The organism is Nostoc sp. DSM 114167 (assembly GCF_052692655.1).
This window is the reverse complement of record NZ_CP195116.1, coordinates 7630347-7650889: the sequence shown is the minus strand read 5'-3', so window position 1 is coordinate 7650889 and position 20543 is coordinate 7630347. Positions and strand designations below refer to the sequence as shown.

Genomic DNA, 20543 nt, shown 5'->3' with positions numbered 1-20543 from the left:
ATACTATGTACTGAAGAACTCATCATTGTTCACTTCTATTTATCTGCTGATTTTCGCAAATATTGTATTAAGCGAAGGGGTTTTGTCCACCAGTTGGAAATGGCGAGGTTTGTCCACCAGTTGGAAATGGCGAAGTTTGTCCATCAGTAGGGAATGGCGAGGTTTGTCCACCAGTTGGAAATGGCGAGGTTTGTCCACCAGTTGGAAATGGCGAGGTTTGTCCACCAGTTGGAAATGGCGAGGTTTGTCCACTACCCACTTCCTTGTCAAGCTTTGAGTTAACTAGCTTGTCAATAGTGGCCCTCAAAGTGAACCCGTCCGGTATTTCAGTTGTGCTAATGCCATAAGTCTGGCTGTTACTACCAGTCAAAGAGTCGTAGCCACTACCTTGGTTTCCGCCACCTGTGGATGGGCTGCCACCACCTGTGGATGGAATACCGCCACCTGTGGATGGGATACCGCCACCTGTGGATGGAATACCGCCACCTGTGGATGGAATACCGCCACCTGTGGATGGGATACCGCCACCTGTGGATGGAATACCGCCACCTGTGGATGGAATACCGCCACCTGTGGATGGGATACCGCCGCCTGTGGATGGGATACCGCCGCCTGTGGATGGAATACCGCCACCTGTGGATGGGATACCGCCACCTGTGGATGGGATACCGCCACCTGTGGATGGGATACCGCCGCCTGTGGATGGGATACCGCCGCCTGTGGATGGGATACCGCCACCTGTGGATGGGATACCGCCGCCTTTGGATGGGTTGACACCGCCTGCAAAGATATTCCAGAAGTTGTCGCCAGCGAAAGGATTACCACCATAGGCTAAATCAGGCTGACTGCCACCCGCACCACCAGCAGCACCGCCACCAAATGGGTTACTGCCACTTTCTCCATTACCAACACCACTGAATAGATTTTTGACGCCTTCCTTACCGACAACTTCTTCCAAGCGACCGAAGGGTGATTGGCTAATCGAATTGTTCCCACTAGTAGAGGAGTTACTGCTACTGCTATTACTTGAATTTTCTGCCATTAGATTAATCCTCATTATTGGATAAAAATTTTGCTAGCATCACAACATAAAATAGACTTAAATTTTGTCTATTGCATGGTTATTTTGTTGTCTTGATTGTTAGCAAAAATAGTGAGTAGCTATGAAATTACTTGATTATCTTTGTTAAGTGGAGATAATCAGTTTTGAATTAATGCTACCTATTGACAATTACAATTTATCTGATTTAACTTGGAAGCACAATGAAAAATATTTTGATATTTTTATCAAAATCGTAGATATTTTTAGACAATAATTAAAAAGATTAACTGATAGATATGTTTGTAAGTAGGTGGAGATAAACAGACTTAAAATAAAATAAAATCTTTGCGATCGCTTCTCTAGGAGAGGCTGCACGAACGTTTAACTCGCAATAACGTAGTTATGAATTTTCCCGCCTACTTACCTATAACAAAAATTAAACTTGGTTAAACATTATATTGCAATGAACAATCTTTTGATAAATTTACCAAATTTTTAGATATTTAATTAATATCAAGTCCGGCTAATTAGTTATGATTCCCGAATCTATGCAAAAATCCAAAAACCCTTCCCCTCTGCCCCCCTGCCCCTCTGCTACCTTAATGATAAGTCTTTAACCGGACACGATATAATTTGCGTTTAACCGGGCTTCTATTACTTTTAGCCGATGTAATACCCAATTTATCGGGGAATTGAGGGGGATATAAAACGTTTTGTTACCGTCCAAATAACTTTGAAAACATTCTCTTAGCACCACTACAAAGTGTAGCGAAAAAAAGTTCAGTACAGGAATTACTTCAGATAAATCAGCAAATTCAATCCCGGAATTGTGCGGGAAAGTGTCCACAAAACTAGCGTGATGTAAATTACACCCAAACTCCATTGATACCAAGCAAGTGCAGAGATGATGCCAGGTAGGTGTTCGTCTCGCAGGCGAATGTCGTTAAATCCTAATTTAACTAGGTTGTTGAGACTAAAATCATAGTAGTTGAGCCAGTTCCAACGGCGATCGCACAACAAAGGCATATATCGTTCCCGAAATGTCTGATTCCTTGGTATGACTGGCAAACGTCCAATCAACAATCGTAACTGGCGAAATGTGCCGTCTTCTGTGAAGTAAGAAACGTCCATTAAGTCATGATAACGCCCTTGTTGGTAAAGTCGGATTAATAAAGCCATTGGGACGGGGACAAGAATTATCAAAAGACACCCCAATGTCAACCAAGGTTGTTCGGCATTGCGAAAGATTGCTAGTAAGCTGAAGAATTCTAAAACGCTAAAACTGACTAATATTGAAATGGTTTCGTAAGATGTGGGAATAATTGGTACGGGATGCAGCCGACGACAGCGATCCACTAGCCAAAACAGTAAGCCGAAATAAGCGATCGCTAATCCTCCCACGCCAAAAACTAACCAAAAATTTGTCCCATAGCCACTCAACAATAACAATACACTCAACGCCAGCCAACTCCAAGCTTGCAGCAACCACCCAACTATAGAAAGGGTTTCGCCAACAATTAAGCGATCGCTTAGTTGAGTATATTTTTCTAAATCGATGTCTGCAATGGTGAGTAACTCATTACTGTTGCGAAAGGATTTTACCAGACGACGCTGGGCGATCGCTTGGGCTTGAGTTGCAGAAAAACCCAGGTTAATCAAAGTTGCAACAGTTGCACTATTAATATTTGTAGCCGTCAAACGATGCCCAAACTCGATTAATCGCAATCGTTGTTTTGTGTATTCCAGTTCATTAGCATCGCCTACTTGCTGTTGCTGACGGAAATTTTGCCCCAAATTCCGCAAGACGTTTTGATTACCTTGCAATGTTGGGATGCAGAACATCTTACCAATCTCACCGGGATTACCTAAAATTTTCGCTTGGTTAGAGTTAAAAGTTAAACCAGGTACGCTTAAACAAGCCTCTTTAGCAAACTTGGCATCACTAAAATCTGCAAGGTTCAGAATATTTGCACCTTGCAGATTTATCAATAGGTTAAACTCCGCTTCTCGGAAGCTTACACCTTGCTCAAAAATCGCTTCTGTTAAAAGAAGAAACTGATTAAAACCTGCTTTAGTAAACTGGGCTTGATTGGCAAAATCCACTTCCGAAAAATCAGCATTTCCTTGCCATTGGACGCTACTGAATTTAGCCAACTGTTTAAAAGTTGCTTGGTTAAAGTTGGCAGTCGCCTCAAAGATACTACCTTGAAAATCAGCCAGTTCCCGAAATTTAATTTTTTTAAAGTTAGCTTTTTCAAAAAATATACTGCCCTGAAAATTGCTTGGTTGTTGGAAGTTAGCACTGGTAAAACTAACAGGACGAGCAAATCTCGTTTCAGTCCAGTCAGTAGGTTGGAGAAAAGTTGCACCTTGGGCATCAACAGACTGAAGAAAAAAAGTATTGGAGAACTTCACTTCGCCATTGAAGCGAGTTTGCACCAGTGTTAAGACACCACGAAAGACGGCGATTTCACTGGCTGGGGTTGACTCTGTTCCCAGAAGCGATCGACAATCTTTGGAGTTGGGTAAAGCGATGGCGAGTGACTCTAGACAAACAAAGCGCAAACGTTCTAGTTTTTCTTGTTCGGTAGCGGTGAAAATGGGTGCGATCGCTTTTGCATACAATGGTGTTCTTAAACCTAAATCGCTACCGACAAAATCCCCCAGAATCAAAGCATAGCTGAGGTCTAAACCTAGAGGTTTTGTACCGAGTTCTTTTCGCAGCAGTTGGTAAAAAGCATCACGAAAGCTGGCGTTTTCTGGGCGTAAATCGATCGCCATCTTCTGCAAATCTACAGTTAAATTTCCTTCGCGGAGTATGGGTGTGCGTAGTCGTTCTTGCAATAATTCTAGGGTTAAGGGTGTGCGTTCTGGTTGTGTTTGTGTTGCCGAAGCTGGTAGAGGGAAAAGGAGTAAAACGCAAAGGAACGCTAAGGGAAGCGCAGAGGTACGCCAAGAAATTCCTCTGTGTACCTTTGCGTTTAACCTCTGCGTGCCTCTGCGTTTAAAAGATAAATTATGCAAATTGTTCGATCATTCGTCACTAATCAGCAGAACAATTTTACCTGCCACAGACCCGCTTTCAATTAATTGGTGGGCTTTAGCTGCTTCTTTTAGGGGAAATTTGTGAGTAACATGGATTTTTAATTTGCCTTCATCGAACCAGGTGGCACATTGTTCGAGAATTTCTGCATGATGGTGGAGACTATCTTGTAATCCTAGCAAGGCTGGTGTCAGCATTAATTCTAAACCAATGCGGAGGTTGCGAGTTCTAGCAGTTTTCCAAACAGTATTGGCATCTGGTTCGAGAATCGTCACAATATCGCCATAAACTCGCACTGCGGGGAAGGTTTTGTGAAAGGTTTCGCCACCTACGGTATCAAAAGCCAAGTCTACGCCTTCGCCACCAGTCCAATCTAATACCGCTTGCACAAAGTCTGTTTGTTTGTAAAAAATTACATTATCGGCACCAAGTTCTTTGACAAAATTAGCTTTTTCTTCAGAACCCACGGTGGTGGAAACAGTAGCACCTTTGAGCTTCGCCAATTGAATTGCTACATGGCCGACACCACCAGCACCCGCATGAATCAAAACCCGTTCCCCAGGCTCTAATCGTCCCCGTTCATATAAAGCTTCCCAGGCGGTGATTAATACTAAAGGTGCTGCTGCTGCTTCGGCAAAGGAGATAGAGGCGGGTTTACGTGCCACAAACCGCTCATCGACAACGGTATATTCAGCGTAATTTCCTTGGTGTGCGCCCAAGCCACCATAGCAAAAATATACTTCATCACCTGCGCGAAAACGCTGAACGCCAGCACCCACTGCTTCCACGACCCCTGCACCATCACATCCTAAAATTGTCGGCGTGCGATCGGGGTAGAAACTGCCTCGACTCCGAAGTTTAGTGTCAATGGGGTTAATGCCAGCCGCCACCAAACGCACTAAAAGTTCAGTATTCCCGACAGGAACAGCAGGATTTGGCACATCCTGCACTTGTAGAACGTCGGGATTGCCAGCTGCTGTCATCAAGACTGCTTTCACAACTCTTTCCTCCTGGCTTTAGATGCACATTCTTATGCAACTTTACCGCAAGAGGGTAGATCCAGAGATATTTATCAGCCAAAACTGCAATGTCTCCCACGTTTTTAGATATGTGTTCCCTTCTACCGTGTAGCTGGAAAGTGCTGAGTGGCGAGTAAAAATACTAGTAGTCTGCCAACCCAAAAATGCGCTTGTGAGGACTGGGGAAAGGGGAAAGGGAAAAGGAAAAAGGGTAAGGGATTTAAACCCTTTCCCCCTGCCCCCTGCCCCCTGCCTTTCAAGGGCAGGCTTTTAGGCTTTCGATAAATAGTTGAGAATGTTCTCAATTATTGAACGTAGTTTTAAGTTCTCAGACAATGGTTTTGGTTTTAAAATCCCAAAAATTTGTCTAATCAAAAAAACCTGCCCCAGAAAGCTGCCCCCTGCCCCCTGCCCCCTGCCCCCTGCCCCCTGCCCCCTGCCCCCTGCCCCCTACCCCCTACTTCCTGCCTTCTGAATTACAAAAGATGATTGTTTTTGTCCAACTTCCTTCGCTGCTAGTAATACACTTAGGGCATTAATTACATAAGTGCTTTCTTCAGCAGCACTATTAATTTCTTCTCCTAAAAAGCTGTGTGCTAGTTTGAATTCGTGGATCAGAGTTTTGCGATCGTTTTGAATAATTAATTGTGCTAATCGATGATAAGTAGATGCTAGTCTACTTATGGCTGCACGTCGCTCTGGTGTAGCTAGCATAATGTCTACTATCATAGATGCAGACTGGGTGAACATGCGACTAGCCATATCAATTTCCAGACGGTAAACTGGGCTAGAGAAGTCTAAGCTACGACGAATGTCAATCTCTTCTTCTGCCAAGAAAACACCAAGGCTAAAGGTTTTAAAGTTACGAATTGCCTGAACAACCATCATCATTTGGTCGTGTTCTTCTGGTGTAGATGTAATCAGTTTGCCGCCATCATTGGCAATCAAATCTATAAACCATTGAAAGGCAGCATCTTCTCGACCTGGACAGACTACAACTTTTTGAGACAAGAAAGATTTTATCCCTGGGCCAAACATTGGATGGAAGCCCATGACCGGCCCACTATGATGCTCAAGCATAGCTTGTAAAATAGGAGTTTTAATACTAGCAATGTCAGCTAAAGCAGTAGTTGGCGTTAGGTGTGGAGCAAGTTTACGGATTACCTCTATTGTGTATTCAATTGGAACACAGACTAAAACTAAATCTGCTCCATCTAATAGCAATTTTGCTTGTTCCCAGTCACCGCGATCGAGAATACTAACGTGATGACCGGCAGCAGATAACTTTTGCTGAAAGAAGTGCCCCATTAGACCGCATCCGCCAACTAAAGTAACTCGTCGCGATTTTACCTTAGCAACAGGAAAATTTGCAGTTGCAACGGCACAAACACACCCCATAACAAGATTTTTCCAAATTGACTCTGGAACACCACTTTCTATTAAGGAAAATGTGAAATTAGTAGTTTGTTCTTCTAAGGAAATGTGTTCTAATTCAGCCAATACTGCAATTCTTTTCCCTAATAGATCGATCAATTTTTGGTCAATCTGTTTCAGTTTTTCTTGCAACATGAGACATTATAAATGTATTGATAATTTAAATAAAGTCTAAATAAAATCTCGCAAAGCGATGTCTGCGATGGGTGGTTCCTAAGCGTAGCCGAGGGGCTACGCCTACGCCTAACCTAAAAATGCTATATCTGGACGTAACTGAGCGGCACGGTGTAGATAGACTGGGCGTAATGCATTTTGGGGTAGAGGAGTGTTTAAGTGGATTAGCACCCGAATGCAGCGATCGAGGCTATTGGTAACCTGCATCTGTTGCACATCTAGCAAAGGAACTCGATCCCAACCAGGACGACGACGTGCAACCGCAGCCGGAAACATTGCATCCAAGTCTGGAGTTGCAGAAAAGGTAACACTGACGATTTCCTCAGAGTCTAAAACATTGTTTGTTTCTAAGGCGTCTAATAACTCATTTACAGCCTCAGTAATTGCTTTTATAGAGTTGTAGCTGACTGTCGTTGCACCTCGAAGTCCCCGGACTCGCCATTCTCCTACTACCTTTGCCATACTAGGATGTTGGTCTATGTGTGTTGAAAAGGTTAGCCGATCCATATTAGTTTGAAGGTTGAGTTTTAAGTTTTTTATGTACATAGCAATTGCCAAGTGTAAATCTCAATTGTTGATAGTTTTATTTGGCAATCTTAAATTCGCTACAGAGAGCTAGACAATCAAGAAATCGGCACTTGTAATAGTATTGACTTGTACTCCACTCAATACCATCAAAGGCTCGTTGCTGCTGGTAATATTAATCAAAGTATCATTTACACTACCACCAGTACCTTGATAGATTGTTAAATCAGCAAATGCCAGACCACCCAAAAGCCCAATAGAATCTTCCCCATCAGTAAAGTCAACAATGGTATCAATCCCCGATCCAGATGTAAAAGAAAATGTATCTTTGCCACTGCCACCAGTCAGAGTATCCCAACCAAATCCGCCTACAAGGGTATCATTACCAGCACCGCCTCGGAGTATGTCATCACCACTCAACCCCGACAGATAGTCATTGCCACCCTGACCGTTAATAACATCATTAGATTTGTCAAAGCCACTAGTATTATTATTAAGATCGTTCAGGAATGTTACTGAGTTACGATTGTAAACACTACTCCTTTGTTCGTTGGCATCAAAGACATCAAAGCTGTCTTGAAACCCCGTCTGCCCGTCAAACAAAATATTGCCAATATCCTCCGATGCACCTGTGGCTTGGCGAAGGTTATCTAGGTTTTGTAAGGCAAAATTTTGCAAGACTACCCCAGTATTCTCAACTCCCTCAAAGGTTATGAGCAGGTCATCTTGATTTTGAGTTAAGAGCAGATTTCTAGCAGTTAGCCCATTACCCTCAAATTTTAGAGTATCAATTTCCGCAGATACGTCTGTAGATGGACGAGATCCCGATCCTACACCACCAAAGTCAGTAATGGTGTCGATGCCGTTACCAAATTGAACTGCAAACAAGTCTATATTTCCACCACCTGTAAGGAGGTCGTTTCCTTTTCCAGCAATAATGTTTTCACTGCTTTTCCCACCCGTAAGGATGTTATTACTATCATCTCCAACCAGAAGAACACCATCTTTTCCTTTGGGTCGAGCGTCATTGTCTACAATTGTCAGAGTAGCCGTATTCTGCAATAGCCCAATGATTGCGCCACCTGTAGCATCGCTCAAGGTGAGGTTGATAGTTTTATTTGCTTCGATTGAATTATCATCAATAATTGGAATGTTTACAACTTTAACTCTTTCTCCATCAGCAAAGTTAACCTTTATCTGTTGAGAACCGTTATAATCTTCGAGATATTTAGCAGTACCATCTTTTAAAGTGATAGTAGCGCCAACTGCCCCTGTATCATCTAACGGGCGGATCAAAGTTACTGCTGCTATGGGAGAACCATCTTCATTGACGCTGTATTCAGTGCCAGCAAAAATTATTGAGTCTAGGGGTACTGATGCATTGTCCTTAAAGGCTTGCACGATTTTATCGAGTCCTTCATCGGTAAATAGTGGAAAAGCCGCAGATATGTCTGTCCCTGGACGACTCGTATCCTCAATCAATTTATCAAGCCCAGAGGGAATACCTTGGATAAGCATTCTCGCTGGCTTATCTTCAAGATTGCGATAGGCGTGGGTTTGCCCTTTAGGCACATTCACAAAAGTTCCAGGACTTGCAGTAATAACTCGATCGTTCAACTGAAATTTTACAGTCCCCTCGACAATGTAAAATCCTTCGTCTTGCTGAAGGTGGATATGCGGTGTAGTCCCGACATTTGATGGAACGTAAGCATCAAATAGATCGTATTTACCACCAGTATCTTTGCCAGTTGAGATAAATTTAACCAAGTCTCCAACCACCCACAATGACTTACTCGATTTGTTGGCTGGTATCTGTTGAAAGCTATTATATTCTGTCATTCTTGTTCTCCTTTCGAGCTGAATTGATGGTGAGCTAGTGGTACGCCAAGGCAACTTGGCGGGGTAAAGGGGAAGGGGGAAGGGGGAAGGGGGACCTTTCTGGGGCAGGTTTTTTTGATTAGACAAATTTTTGGAATTTTAAAACCAAAACCATTGTCTGAGAACTTAAAACTACGTTCAATAATTGAGAACATTCTCAACTATTTATCGAAAGCCTAAAAGCCTGCCCTTGAAAGGGAAGGGGGACAGGGTTTAAATCCCTTACCCTTTTCCCTTTAACCTTTACCCAACCTCCACCTAACATTTTTGGGTTGGCAGACTACTAGTTTTGGATTGATGTTGTAAGTGCAGACATCGGCTCTATTGCTTGGACATTCTCTTGTTTAGTCAAGTGTTGAGCATTTATGTCTGCATTTGTGAAGAAATGTGGATTTATTAATCTGGAACTTGACTTACAAGATTCAAGCTTGCTAGGGAATAGTTACGGATGATACTTATTTATCGCGTCTTTGTTTGAGATTTATGCAAAAAGTATGAGAAAATATTTGAAAGTTCAATACACTTGGGTTAAAGGTTATTGGTGTAGATAATCGGTCTTAAAAGACGCAATAAATCGCGTTTATACATGAGGATTTTGGGGCTGAGCTGAGATGTATTGCTTTAAAATCTGGATTGCAGCAAGATTGCAGTAATTGCGATCGCTATTAAGTTTCACCTTATATTTTTTAGAGTTGCGATCGCCCATAAAAACCTCAACAGATGTAGATTCCACTCTTTTTGTTCCCATCCAAACTAGTTTGGATGAGATTGTTTGGATCGAACTGATGCTAAGAAATTACCTCGTTACCGCCAGCCCATTTTGGTTTGCCCAACGTCTAATCGAATCTCTCAAAGATGGAACGTCAGCAAATAAACGACGTTGCAAAGTAGTATCAGCTACATATTTACCTGAAGAAACATATTCCATAGCCTTATCAGTACCCCGAAACATAGGATTAATAACTGCCATAAACTTAAACAAGATTGTTTTGACCAAAGGTGGAATTGTTTGCAATTGCACTTTCTGTCCAGTTATTTCTGAGAGCAAATTAGCAATTTCTCTAAGATTAGTTGGCTGTTCAGTACCCAAATCGATGCGATGTCCTACAGCTTCAGGTGTCTCAATTGCTAAGACAAGATACCGGGCCACATCATCTGAGTGAATCGTTGATGCTGGAGCGTCTGCATCAGCCATAGCTCGAAATTTGCCATTTTTGATATCTTTAAGACTAAAGCCCAATAGTGTATCAACGAATCCGCCTGGTCGCAACGATACAAAAGGAACTCCAGATTTCTCAATATAATCCTCAGTCACAGATTTCTGATAAAAGTGAGGTACAGATTTTGCTTTTTCTGCCGTCAAAATACTTGTAAAAACGAACAATTTAATTTGCATTTGCTTGGCTGCATCAACCAGATTGCGATTTCCCTTGTCGTCAGTGTTTTCTAAAGAGTCTCCTTTCTTTCTATGTGAGTAACCGTTAGCCGTTGTAATTACAACATCAATATCACGCATTGCAGGCAAAAGTGTTTCATAATCAGTGATGTCGCCCCGAACTATTTCCACACCTTGAGCCTGCAAGTGAGAAGCTTCAGTTCCAGGGCGAACCAAAGCACGGACTCTATGACCTTTTTGCAGCAGTTCTTTAACCACTTTGCCGCCAAGCAAACCAGTTGCACCAATTACGAGAACTTGACGCTGAAGCATTATCTAAACTCCTTAACTATAAACATTTTCTTTGACTTTTCAGACTTGATTAAAGTTCTATTTTTTTGTCTAGTTTTCTGTATGAAATTTGTAGCAATATAAGCAGTAAAGCCCAAAATCCCCAATGTAGAAGTTGGTTCTGGGACAGCGATAGAAGAAACTGGTAAACCAGGATAAGTAACGGTAAATTTTCTCAGAGAACTTTCCTCAGATTCCCCGCCTCTATTACGAACTTCTTGACTTAAACCTTTGATATAGTTTGTCCAACCCATTTCCGGAGGCCCCCCGAAATCACCACCAAAATCTCCAAATACATTAGTCAACTGTGTGACAGAGTTAGTATAAAATGTCAGCGTACCATCTGGGTTTTCTTTAAACCCAAATTTTCTTGAGCCGTTCACTGGATGTTTTCCTGTTACGCCACTGGTAATAGTTGATAAGGTAAAATGATCGTCGGTCAAATCTGTAAGCATCACAGAAACATCATCTTCGTAATTAGGAAGACCCAGTGCTGCAAAAAGGCGTAATTTTATATCATAAATATCGCCTACCTTTGGGGGTGTGGAGGTGTTCCTGGGAATTAGCTGATTGAGCGTATCATCACCGCTAGAGAGATAATCATCAAAAGATTGATAATTTATTGCGCCATTTGGGTCTTTAGCTATTTCTAAGAGAAAATCTGTAGGCGTTAGCCCTTGGGGCATTTTGTCAACCAAAACAGAAATTTCGTCATAAAAAACTTTTTTATTTCCAGTAAGTAACTGCAAGTTGCCGTTATCTGCTTGAAGGGCTGCCTTAACTGTGGGATTTTGAGACCAAGGTTCTGTAAACAATTCCAGATGGGTTTTCAGTGGGTCGTAAGGCTCTGATTGCAAACTGAATTCGCTAGCAAGAGCCGGACTACTAAAAGAAATCACAGGAGTAGTTAAGCCCAAGGTCAATAAAAGTGGTATAAACCCTAATAATTTGTGTCTGTAACGCAGTTTCATAATTGATTACTTCAAAAAAGTTAAGTTACAAAATACTAGGAAACTGGCACAGCAATGAATAAAATATTTTTTTGCTGCTGAAAATATATGCGATCGCTAAAGCCAGTTTCCCAGATTTTATTTGCAAGTCTCAATGTTGGAAATTTTCAATAATCTATCGTAAAAAACAACTGACTGGGAATTTCCTGAGACTTTTTAAACGCGAACGAAATAGCTATCACTCAGATTTAAACCTGTGACTCCTTGGACAGTAGCAATCAATTCCAAAGGCTGATTTGCTCTTTGTAAGAATATATCTGTGGATGCTACACCTGAAGGAGAGCTAGAACCTGTAGCTAAAACATAATTAACATTAGCTACACTTTGCAATTGGATGAAATCTTCATTCTTTTTGAAGTCAGTAATAATCGCAGCATCATAAACATCAGAACTGCCACTATCATAAAATACATGACCGTTATTCCCCAGAATAAATGTATCTCTGCCTTGATTGCCGGTGAGCGTATCAACCTCACCACGACCAAACCCAAATAACGGATCGAATGGATCAACACCAACAATCACATCATCTCCAGCGTCACCAGAGAGGAAATCGTTCCCGGATGCACCAACTAGTAAGTCTGCTCCTGCTCCACCGACGATAATATCATTGCCAGTACCACTATAGAGGTTGTCTTTGCCATCTGCACCATTGAGGAAGTCATCACCATCTCCACCATTGATGATGTCATTCCCGACATCACCATCAAGTATGTCGTTACCTTCCTGACCTAATATCCGGTCATTACCTGCACCACCTAAAACTCTATCCTTACCTAAACCACTATAAATAGTATCGTTACCATCTCCGCCATTCAGGTCGTCATCACCAGCTTCACCATTGATTTGGTCATTGCCGATTTCTCCAAAAACGCGGTCGTTGCCATCACCACCTAAAATAACATCGTCTCCGACTCCCCCAAAAAGGTCATCAGTTCCAGAACCACCATCCAGGAAGTCATCGCCCTCGTCGCCTAATAATTGGTCAAGACCATCGCCACCCGAAATAATGTCATTCCCAAAACCTGCCGCAACAATGTCATCACCAGTTCCAGCTGAGACAACATCATCTCCAGCAGTAGAAACAATCAAATCATTTCCTGCCCCAGCATAAATAGAATCGTTGCCGTCACGGCTGTCGATCAAATCGTTGCCGTCTAAACCATAAATGTTATCGTCACCCGTAGTGCCACCGATAACATCATTACCATTTGTGCCAGCAATTAATCCTGCATCGGCAGAAACATAAACGAAGTAACTATCGTTTAAATCCAGATTTTTCACGCTTTGCACGCTAGCAATCAGTTCTAGCGGCTGATTTGGCCGACTGATCAGTATGTCTGTGGTGTATTCATTTCCCGCAGTCGAATTAGGGCCAGGAGCCACTACATAAGTGCTACCATCTGTCAACTTTTTCAGTTGAATGAAATCCTCATCAGGGTTGAAGTCAACAATTAAACCAGCGTCAGAAACGTCAGAGCCACCTTTATTGTCATAGTAGGATTCAGCAACATCCCCAAGCACGAAAGTATCGTGCCCTGAACCGCCGACCATCTCATCTCTTTCAATACCGTCCAGCCCTGGTATGCGGATAAATGGATTACTGCCAATAATTACATCATCTCCAGAACCACCATTTACATAGTCATTACCGACCGAACCAACAACTATGTCATTACCTTCTCCACCAAAAACTCGATCGTCGTCAAAACCACCCAAGACGCGATCGTTCCCTAAACCACCATCTATATAGTCTTCTCCGGCGACACCAGAAATGTCGTCATCACCTTCTCCACCAAAAACTCGGTCGTTACCATCATCACCCAAAATTTTGTCATTCCCAAGACCGCCCAAGATGAAATCGTTGCCAGTACCACCCGAAATATCATCAATCCCGTCTTTACCATTGATAAAATCGTCGCCATCTTCACCAAGTATCAGGTCATTGCCGTTAGCACCCGCAAGTTCATCATTCCCGACACCACCTAAAATGAATTGGTTGCCTCCTGTGGCCGCAACAGTATCATTTCCAGGCCCCGCAATCACTAGTTTATTTCCAGTCCCACTAACGATGAAGTCATCACCTTCACGTCCCGAAATGAGATCGTCGCCCGCCAAACCAAAAATTTGATCGTTGCCTGTACTACCAACCAGTATATTGTCTTCAAATGTACCAAAGAGTTGACCAGGTGCAGTTAAGGTTTTAGGGAAGTAGGAATTATTAGAAGTTTGAGCTTGTTTTTGTTTCTGATCTTGAGACATTTTTGTTCTCCTGATTGCGATCGCAAATTATGTAGGCAAATATTTTCAGTCTTCCACCAATAGAAATTGTGGAATTGTTGGTTCATTCACAGGAGTTTTTCAAAGAAACTCCTGTGGGGTGGTTTTGAAATTAATTGCTATACAGTAGTCAGGATGTTGCTAACTGACTTATTTAGATTGACTGCGGAAGCAGGAAGAGTTCCCAGTTTGACTTCACCCCAGCGCATAACAGTGGCAGCAGCAGTAGATGCTGAACCAATAGTATAAACCAGCACTAAATCGTTTTCTCGAAGTTTCTTTGATTGAGCGCCGTAGTACAGATTGGCAATGGGGAGGACAGGCCCAATGTTTGCATAATACGGGTAGAGATTGATTGTACGGTCTGGATCGATACCTAGCGAGCGGGCACACAGATTAGCGTACCAGGCAGTTGGTGTATTGAAAGCAAAGAACTTAATATCATCGAGACTAACACCAGCAGATGCGATCGCACCTTCACAGCAAGTACGGACAAGATCAACAGATGTGCCACCTAGTTGCTTACTGGCGCTTTCACCAGTCTGTATCCGCATCCTTGGCTTACCTTGAGAGTCTGTAACTAGTTCATTAAAGAAAGCACCACAAGTTGCTTGAGTGTGAACAATTTTCGTACCCAAGACTCCTTGGTTCGGTTTGAGGGTACTAACTAAAAATGCACCAGCACCATCGGCCATAAACCACGAAAGGGTATCATCTTCGTCAACAAAGTGCGAATAGATGCACGAAATCACCACTAGGACATTGCGGTACTCTCCGGCTTGTACTAACGCCGAGGCGTTCTGCATTGCCACTAAAGCACTCGAACAAGTTGACTCTAGATTCCAAGCGGGGCAGTTCAGTCCTAATTTACGGGCGAGATAAGAAGCATTACCAGGAGCGATTTGCTCGGGAAACAGAGTAGTTACAATCATCAGATCGATTTCATCTGTGGAAAGTTCTGCTGCTTCGAGGGCACTTCTAGCCGCGCCGTACTCTAAGGCTAACGATGTTTCACCTGGAGCCAGCACCCGCCGCTCAACAGTACCTCGGAAGGGATCGGACAGATAAGGTCTTATAGCTTCAGACCAGAGGAGGTCTTGCTCTTTTTGGTTAACGGCAGGTTCAGCAGGTTTAAACAGCTTCGCGAGGGTTCTGCTCTCTGCCTCAGTTACCAATTTTGGGTAATTCTGTTGCCAATAATCGTTGGTACGCACAATGCTAGGGAAGTTAAGGGCAACTGAACGAATACCTACTGGTTGATGGGTCATGATATTACTCCTTCAAATTAAGAAAATTAAGATTCTTTTGCAACTTGTGAAATCAAACTTTGAATCCGAGTGCCAATTGGGGCAGGTCTGGTCGGATCGATTACGACATCAATCACAAAGGGGACATTGGAAATTAGCCCTTTTTCTAAAGCGGCTTCGACATCGGCTTCTCGCTCCACCCGGATGCCATCAGCTCCCATCCCACGAGCAATCATAACGAAATCTGTAGTGGGTATCTCTGCGTCTACACCGTTAAATCCCAACAAGGTCATCCCCTGGTCGCACATGTTGTAATAGCCATCATTGAGTACAATCCAAACGGCAGGAATTTTGTATTTGACAGCAGTGCTAATCTCGCTGTTCATGAGCATAGCTCCGTCCCCAAGAATAGCAACAGCTTTACTATTGCGTGCCAGTGCAGCACCGACAACACCTGTGGCAGCATGACCCATTGAGCCAAAACCAGTACTGACTCGATATCGTCTAGGGGTGTTAAACCGTAGCCAGTGGGTTCCCCAAGCAAAAGAGTTACCCGCCTCGGTAATTACTATTGCATCACTATTTTCGACAATTACACGTTGAATCTTATCCATCAGTATTTCTGGTCTAATTAAACCATCATTCTGAGAATCAATCGCCTCAAATTTGGGTCGGGGCAGCGATGAGACTGGTAATCGATCGGAACGCTTGGGAAAATGCTTCAATAATGCCTTAACAAATTCTCCGACATCAGACTGGATAGGCACTGTCTCAACAGATGGATAAGCAACTCCAGGTACTTCCGGGTCAATATCGACATGTATAAAACCGCGTGAGGGAATCATTTCCAGATTCCAAAATGAGGTAAATTCACTCAATTTTGTTCCCAAAACCAGTACGCGCAGAGGACTTTGTGATTGCATGTATGTCAGAACTGAGGAATGTCCACCGAAGCCTGTCACACCGACAAACTGAGGATGATCTTCAGGAAATATACCCTTAGCACGAGGCGAACATATGACGGCAGATCCGGTTCTCTCTGCAAGTTGGCGGATTTCTTCGCCGGCATCCCTGGCACCAAAACCCACCCAAATAGCAAACGGGCCTTCAGATAACAATTGTACAGATTTCCAAATCGTATCTTCTCCCGCAGATGGCAGAATTGGTGAGCTAGTTATACGAGGTATTGATGCCTTGAGAAAACTTGTCTGAATCACCGGGGGGACACTTAGATGTGCAACAAAGCTACCAGGTTGTGCTAAACCGAGGGCTAGTCTGCGAGTAGTTACTGGAAGTTCATCGCTGCCTTCAATAGTCGTTGCATAATGGAACAGCTTGCCTGAAGTAAAAATACTTGTATTAGACATTGTGTAGGCACTAGTTTCTTGAAAAGCCCAGCGTCCACGTTGCTGTGTTGAGGTAGAAGGAGAGAGAAAAATTACCTTTGCACCTTCCCAGCGTGCAGCAAACATTCCAGTTAGAGCGTTGGTAATGCCTGGCCCAGTTGTGGTGAATACTACCACAGGACGACCATTGGCAAAGTATGACTCAATAGCTGCAAAGGCTGCTCCGGTTTCGTGACGAAATTGCAGCACCTGGATTGAGCTTTGCTCTAGCATAGCTACCAGTGGCGTAATTCCACCTCCAAATAGACCAAAAGCTTGGCGTACTCCCAAATCTTCCAGCATTTTGACTATAGCTGCTGCAACTGTTATTTCAGTTGATTCTGAGTAGCTGGGCTTTCTATGAGGGGATAGCAAAGAGGAGCTTGTAGATTGCGATCCAATAGCAGGTTCAGCTATTGAATGTTCAACTGACTTATGATTAGTTCTAACATTAGTATTACGCATCGATGAAACCTCTATTTATCTTTTTTATTTTGGTAGTTTGTTTGGGTTGTGAATTAATAGGTAATAGTGGCGAATTGAGATGTTGATTGCTTACGTAAAACTCGCTTGAGTATTTTACCTGTAGGGTTTTTAGGAATTGAATCCACGAAGTTAATTACATGGGGAATTTTGTAGACTGCCATCCTTTGCCGACAGAATTCAATGATTTGCTTTTCTGTAACTTCAATACCCGATTTAACTACAATATTCGCCTGGATTATCTCACCTTTGAAACTATCAGGAATGCCATAAATAGCTACTTCGGCAACTGCTGGATGCTGATAAATGACATTTTCAACTTCAGTTGGATATACCTTAAATCCAGAGACATTAATCATGTCTTTTAAGCGATCGACGATGTAGAAAAAACCGTCTTCATCCATTCGACCAATATCGCCAGTATATAACCAACCATTTTTAATGACTTCAGCAGTTTCAAATGGGCGATTCCAATAACCAAGCATAACGTTGGGGCCGCGGATGACAATCTCACCCAATTCACCAGGCTGTACCTGATGATCGTCAGCATCAACAATTTTCATTTCTACATTTTCAATGGGAGCGCCAATGGAACCGAGTTTATATTTCAAGTCGTGGTTATAACATGCACATGGTGATGTTTCAGTTAAACCATAGCCTTCATGAATCACTTTTCCATACTTTTCTTGCCAAATTTGAGCTATTTCAACTGGCATAGGTGCCGCAGCAGAAAAGTAATAACGTATGCTCTCAAAGGCTTGCTTAGGTATGTCGCTATTTAAAATTTTGATGAATACTGTTGGCACACCAAAGAACATGGTGATTTTATGAGTAGCGATCGCATTTAAAACTTGTGTCAGATCGAACCGCCGTTGCAGGACGAGGGTGGAACAAGTATTGAGCGCAGCATTGAGAATGGCGTTTTGACCAAAACAATGAAATAGTGGTAGAAAAAGTAGTAATTGGTCATTAGCTTGCATTCCACAACAACGATTTTGGGAATACATATTAGAAATGATATTGCCGTGAGAAAGAGTAGCTCCTTTGGGAAAACCTGTGGTTCCTGATGTGTAGACTATGCTAGCAGGAGCATGGCGATCCATTTTCACAGCGCGGGCATTCGGGGAAGAGGTTTCTATTAGTTGGGCTAAACTTATCCCCTTTTTGGTGCTACCTTCTGCAATCAAAATGTGTTGTAATTCTGGTAAATCTGCTTCTAATACCTCCAAACTACCTGACTCTGTGGTGATGATGGCTTTAGCAGCACAATCGTGAAGGATATAGCTGACTTCAGAACTTTTCAACATCACATTTACAGAAACAGCGATCGCACCAATTTTGAGAATGCCAAGATAAGAAGTAATGAACTCTGGAATATTTGGCAAAAACAAGGCCACGCGATCGCCTCTTCTTATTCCCAATCCTTGTAAACTATTAGCTACTCGATTTACTAACCGATCTAGATGGCTGTAAGTAAAAGATTTATCTTCAAAAATCAGGGCGATTTTCTCAGGAAATAATAAATGACCGCGCTCGATATGATTGGCGATATTCATAACTTAAAAGTCTCTCTTTCATCTGAAGTATGGCAACAAATTAAGTTAACAAAACTTTCGGAATAGAATGGCACGAATCAAAGCTAAAATCATTGCTAATACCATTTCACAAAATAATTGATACAAATGATTTGTCTCTAATTCTTTTCCCCTGCTCCCAGCAAGAACTGCTCCCCTGCTCCCCTGCTGCCTATTTGTATCAAATTTAAAGTGAAACGATATAAGGCTGGGTGTAAGTGAAATAATTACCGCGTCAACTATTGTGATGTTTTTCCCTACACCCAAAAGCCAGTTACATTCAGGTTTGCGTTTATCTTAGTGTCATTCCTTTCTGAATACCTGGTACATAAACATCACCAAAACTGATTTTTGGTTCCAATGTCATGAGGATGCCGTGACGGGGACGTAATGTAAACATTGGCTCCTCTTCAACCGGATGTCCAGGTACTAGGTGCAGCCGATATTTTTGAGCTACCATTGCAACTATCAATTGCATTTCAGTCATTGCAAATATTTCACCTATGCATTGGCGTGGGCCGCCGCCAAAGGGGTAGTAAGCATAGCGGGGACGCGCAGCCGCTTGTTCTTTCGTGAAGCGCTCAGGGTCGAAGTCTTCGGGATTCTCCCAAAAAGCTGGTAGGCGATGGGTGACATAAGGGCTAATCATGATTACAGAGTTAGCTGGGATGTGATAGCCTCCAACCTCGTCGGGCTGTAAGTTAGTGCGAGTATAAACCCATGCACCAGGATAAAGCCGCATCGATTCTTCGAGTACCATCCTGGTATATTTCAGGTTTGGTAAATCTTCAAGAGTCGGGGTACGCCCATTTAAAACACTCTTGAGTTCATCTTGGAGCCGACTTTCGACGTGAGGGTGAAGAGAAAGCAAGTACCAAGTCCATGCAAGTACGGCTGCTGAGGTTTCAAATCCACCGGTAAAGATGGTCATAATCTCATCGCGCAATTGCTCATCACTCATTCCCTGACCAGACTCTTCATCGTAGGTATCCATCAGCATGGAGAGCAGGTCGTCAGGACTATTACTATTTTCCCGACGGGAGCGAACGATCCGATAGACGATTCTATCCAGTGTTCCCATCGCTTGCACAAAGGCGCGGTTTTTCGGTGTGGGTACCCATAGAGGTAGTTTGAACACTGCCCATAGTTGACTACTAAGATACTCGTAAGCAGTATTCCATGCTTGATTCATCTCGGAAATTTCGTCTTCAGAATCAATACTCAACAAACTCTTGAGGAGGATATTCTGGGCTAGTTGCATCATCTGTGCAAACACATCTAGGGGTTTGTCTGAGCCGATGCTGCTCCAGTTATCTAGCATTTGGCTAATGGTTTTAGTCATGAAAGTAATTAATGCTCCAACCCGATGGCGATGAAAGGTTGGTTGCATCAAGCGGCGTTCGCGCCGCCAGGAGTCACCCTCGGCGACTGCTAGACCATTACCGATTACTTGCTTAATAGACTTAAAGTTTTCGCCTTTAATGTAGTTGCGGCTATTTTCTTGCAGGATGTACTTTAGATGATCTGGGTGAGAGACTAAATAAAGCTGTTGCGGCCCCATTGCCCCCAGGTGGACTACTTCGCCATACTCCTGTACGGCATTCGTGAGAAACTGTAGTGGATTCCGCAACATTTGCGGGAGATTGCCTATAATCGGGTAGCCGATAGGGCCGGGAGGAGCTTTGCTGATACTTGGTGAAATGCTCTGTTTGTGCATCTTAAC

The 20543-nt window shown here is 42.9% G+C and carries 14 protein-coding genes; all 14 read right to left on the bottom strand.

The features are described 5' to 3' along the window. Positions 1-67: 67 nt before the first annotated feature. The 14 genes from NSTC731_RS32145 to NSTC731_RS32080 all read right to left on the bottom strand — a co-directional run bounded on the left by NSTC731_RS32145 (position 68) and on the right by NSTC731_RS32080 (position 20537). On the bottom strand, positions 68-1042 hold the full coding sequence (locus tag NSTC731_RS32145) for a hypothetical protein (protein ID WP_445628489.1): 975 nt from the start codon (positions 1040-1042) through the stop codon (positions 68-70). A 792-nt stretch (positions 1043-1834) separates the two neighbouring features. Continuing rightward, positions 1835-4066 carry a pentapeptide repeat-containing protein gene (locus tag NSTC731_RS32140; RefSeq protein WP_445628488.1) on the bottom strand — a complete coding sequence of 744 codons (2232 nt, stop codon included), beginning with the start codon at positions 4064-4066 and terminating at the stop codon, positions 1835-1837. Positions 4067-4075: 9 nt separating this feature from the next. Continuing rightward, positions 4076-5083 (bottom strand): zinc-dependent alcohol dehydrogenase family protein, encoded by a 1008-nt coding sequence (locus tag NSTC731_RS32135; RefSeq protein ID WP_445628487.1) that lies wholly within the window; start codon positions 5081-5083, stop codon positions 4076-4078. 471 nt (positions 5084-5554) lie between these two features. Then, positions 5555-6673, bottom strand: coding sequence for a bifunctional chorismate mutase/prephenate dehydrogenase (gene tyrA / locus NSTC731_RS32130; protein ID WP_445628486.1), 1119 nt, complete (start codon positions 6671-6673; stop codon positions 5555-5557). A 108-nt stretch (positions 6674-6781) separates the two neighbouring features. After that, positions 6782-7174 carry a chorismate mutase gene (aroH, locus tag NSTC731_RS32125; protein ID WP_445632220.1) on the bottom strand — a complete coding sequence of 131 codons (393 nt, stop codon included), beginning with the start codon at positions 7172-7174 and terminating at the stop codon, positions 6782-6784. Between the two features lie 153 nt (positions 7175-7327). Continuing rightward, complete coding sequence (locus tag NSTC731_RS32120) at positions 7328-9076, bottom strand: cupin domain-containing protein (protein ID WP_445628485.1); 1749 nt, start codon at positions 9074-9076, stop codon at positions 7328-7330. Positions 9077-9695: 619 nt separating this feature from the next. Beyond that, entirely contained in the window at positions 9696-9848 is a 153-nt protein-coding gene (locus NSTC731_RS32115) for a hypothetical protein (RefSeq protein ID WP_445628484.1), read from the bottom strand. A gap of 63 nt (positions 9849-9911) precedes the next feature. Continuing rightward, the gene (locus tag NSTC731_RS32110) at positions 9912-10823 is read right to left on the bottom strand and encodes an SDR family oxidoreductase (RefSeq protein WP_445628483.1); all 912 of its coding nucleotides are present in this window, start codon (positions 10821-10823) and stop codon (positions 9912-9914) included. Further along, complete coding sequence (locus NSTC731_RS32105) at positions 10823-11812, bottom strand: hypothetical protein (protein ID WP_445628482.1); 990 nt, start codon at positions 11810-11812, stop codon at positions 10823-10825. The genes NSTC731_RS32110 and NSTC731_RS32105 overlap by 1 nt, the downstream gene beginning before the upstream one ends. Positions 11813-12007: 195 nt before the next feature. Then, on the bottom strand, positions 12008-14113 hold the full coding sequence (locus NSTC731_RS32100) for a calcium-binding protein (protein WP_445628481.1): 2106 nt from the start codon (positions 14111-14113) through the stop codon (positions 12008-12010). 137 nt (positions 14114-14250) lie between these two features. Beyond that, a complete protein-coding gene (locus NSTC731_RS32095) occupies positions 14251-15399 on the bottom strand; it encodes a 3-oxoacyl-ACP synthase III family protein (RefSeq protein ID WP_445628480.1) in 1149 nt (382 codons plus the stop codon). A 26-nt stretch (positions 15400-15425) separates the two neighbouring features. After that, positions 15426-17228, bottom strand: a complete 1803-nt coding sequence (locus NSTC731_RS32090; protein WP_445628479.1) for a thiamine pyrophosphate-dependent enzyme — start codon at positions 17226-17228, stop codon at positions 15426-15428. Between the two features lie 53 nt (positions 17229-17281). Beyond that, positions 17282-18802: a class I adenylate-forming enzyme family protein gene (locus NSTC731_RS32085; protein ID WP_445628478.1), complete on the bottom strand. Its 1521-nt coding sequence runs from the start codon at positions 18800-18802 to the stop codon at positions 17282-17284. 310 nt (positions 18803-19112) lie between these two features. Further along, complete coding sequence (locus tag NSTC731_RS32080) at positions 19113-20537, bottom strand: cytochrome P450 (RefSeq protein WP_445628477.1); 1425 nt, start codon at positions 20535-20537, stop codon at positions 19113-19115. Positions 20538-20543 lie beyond the last annotated feature (6 nt).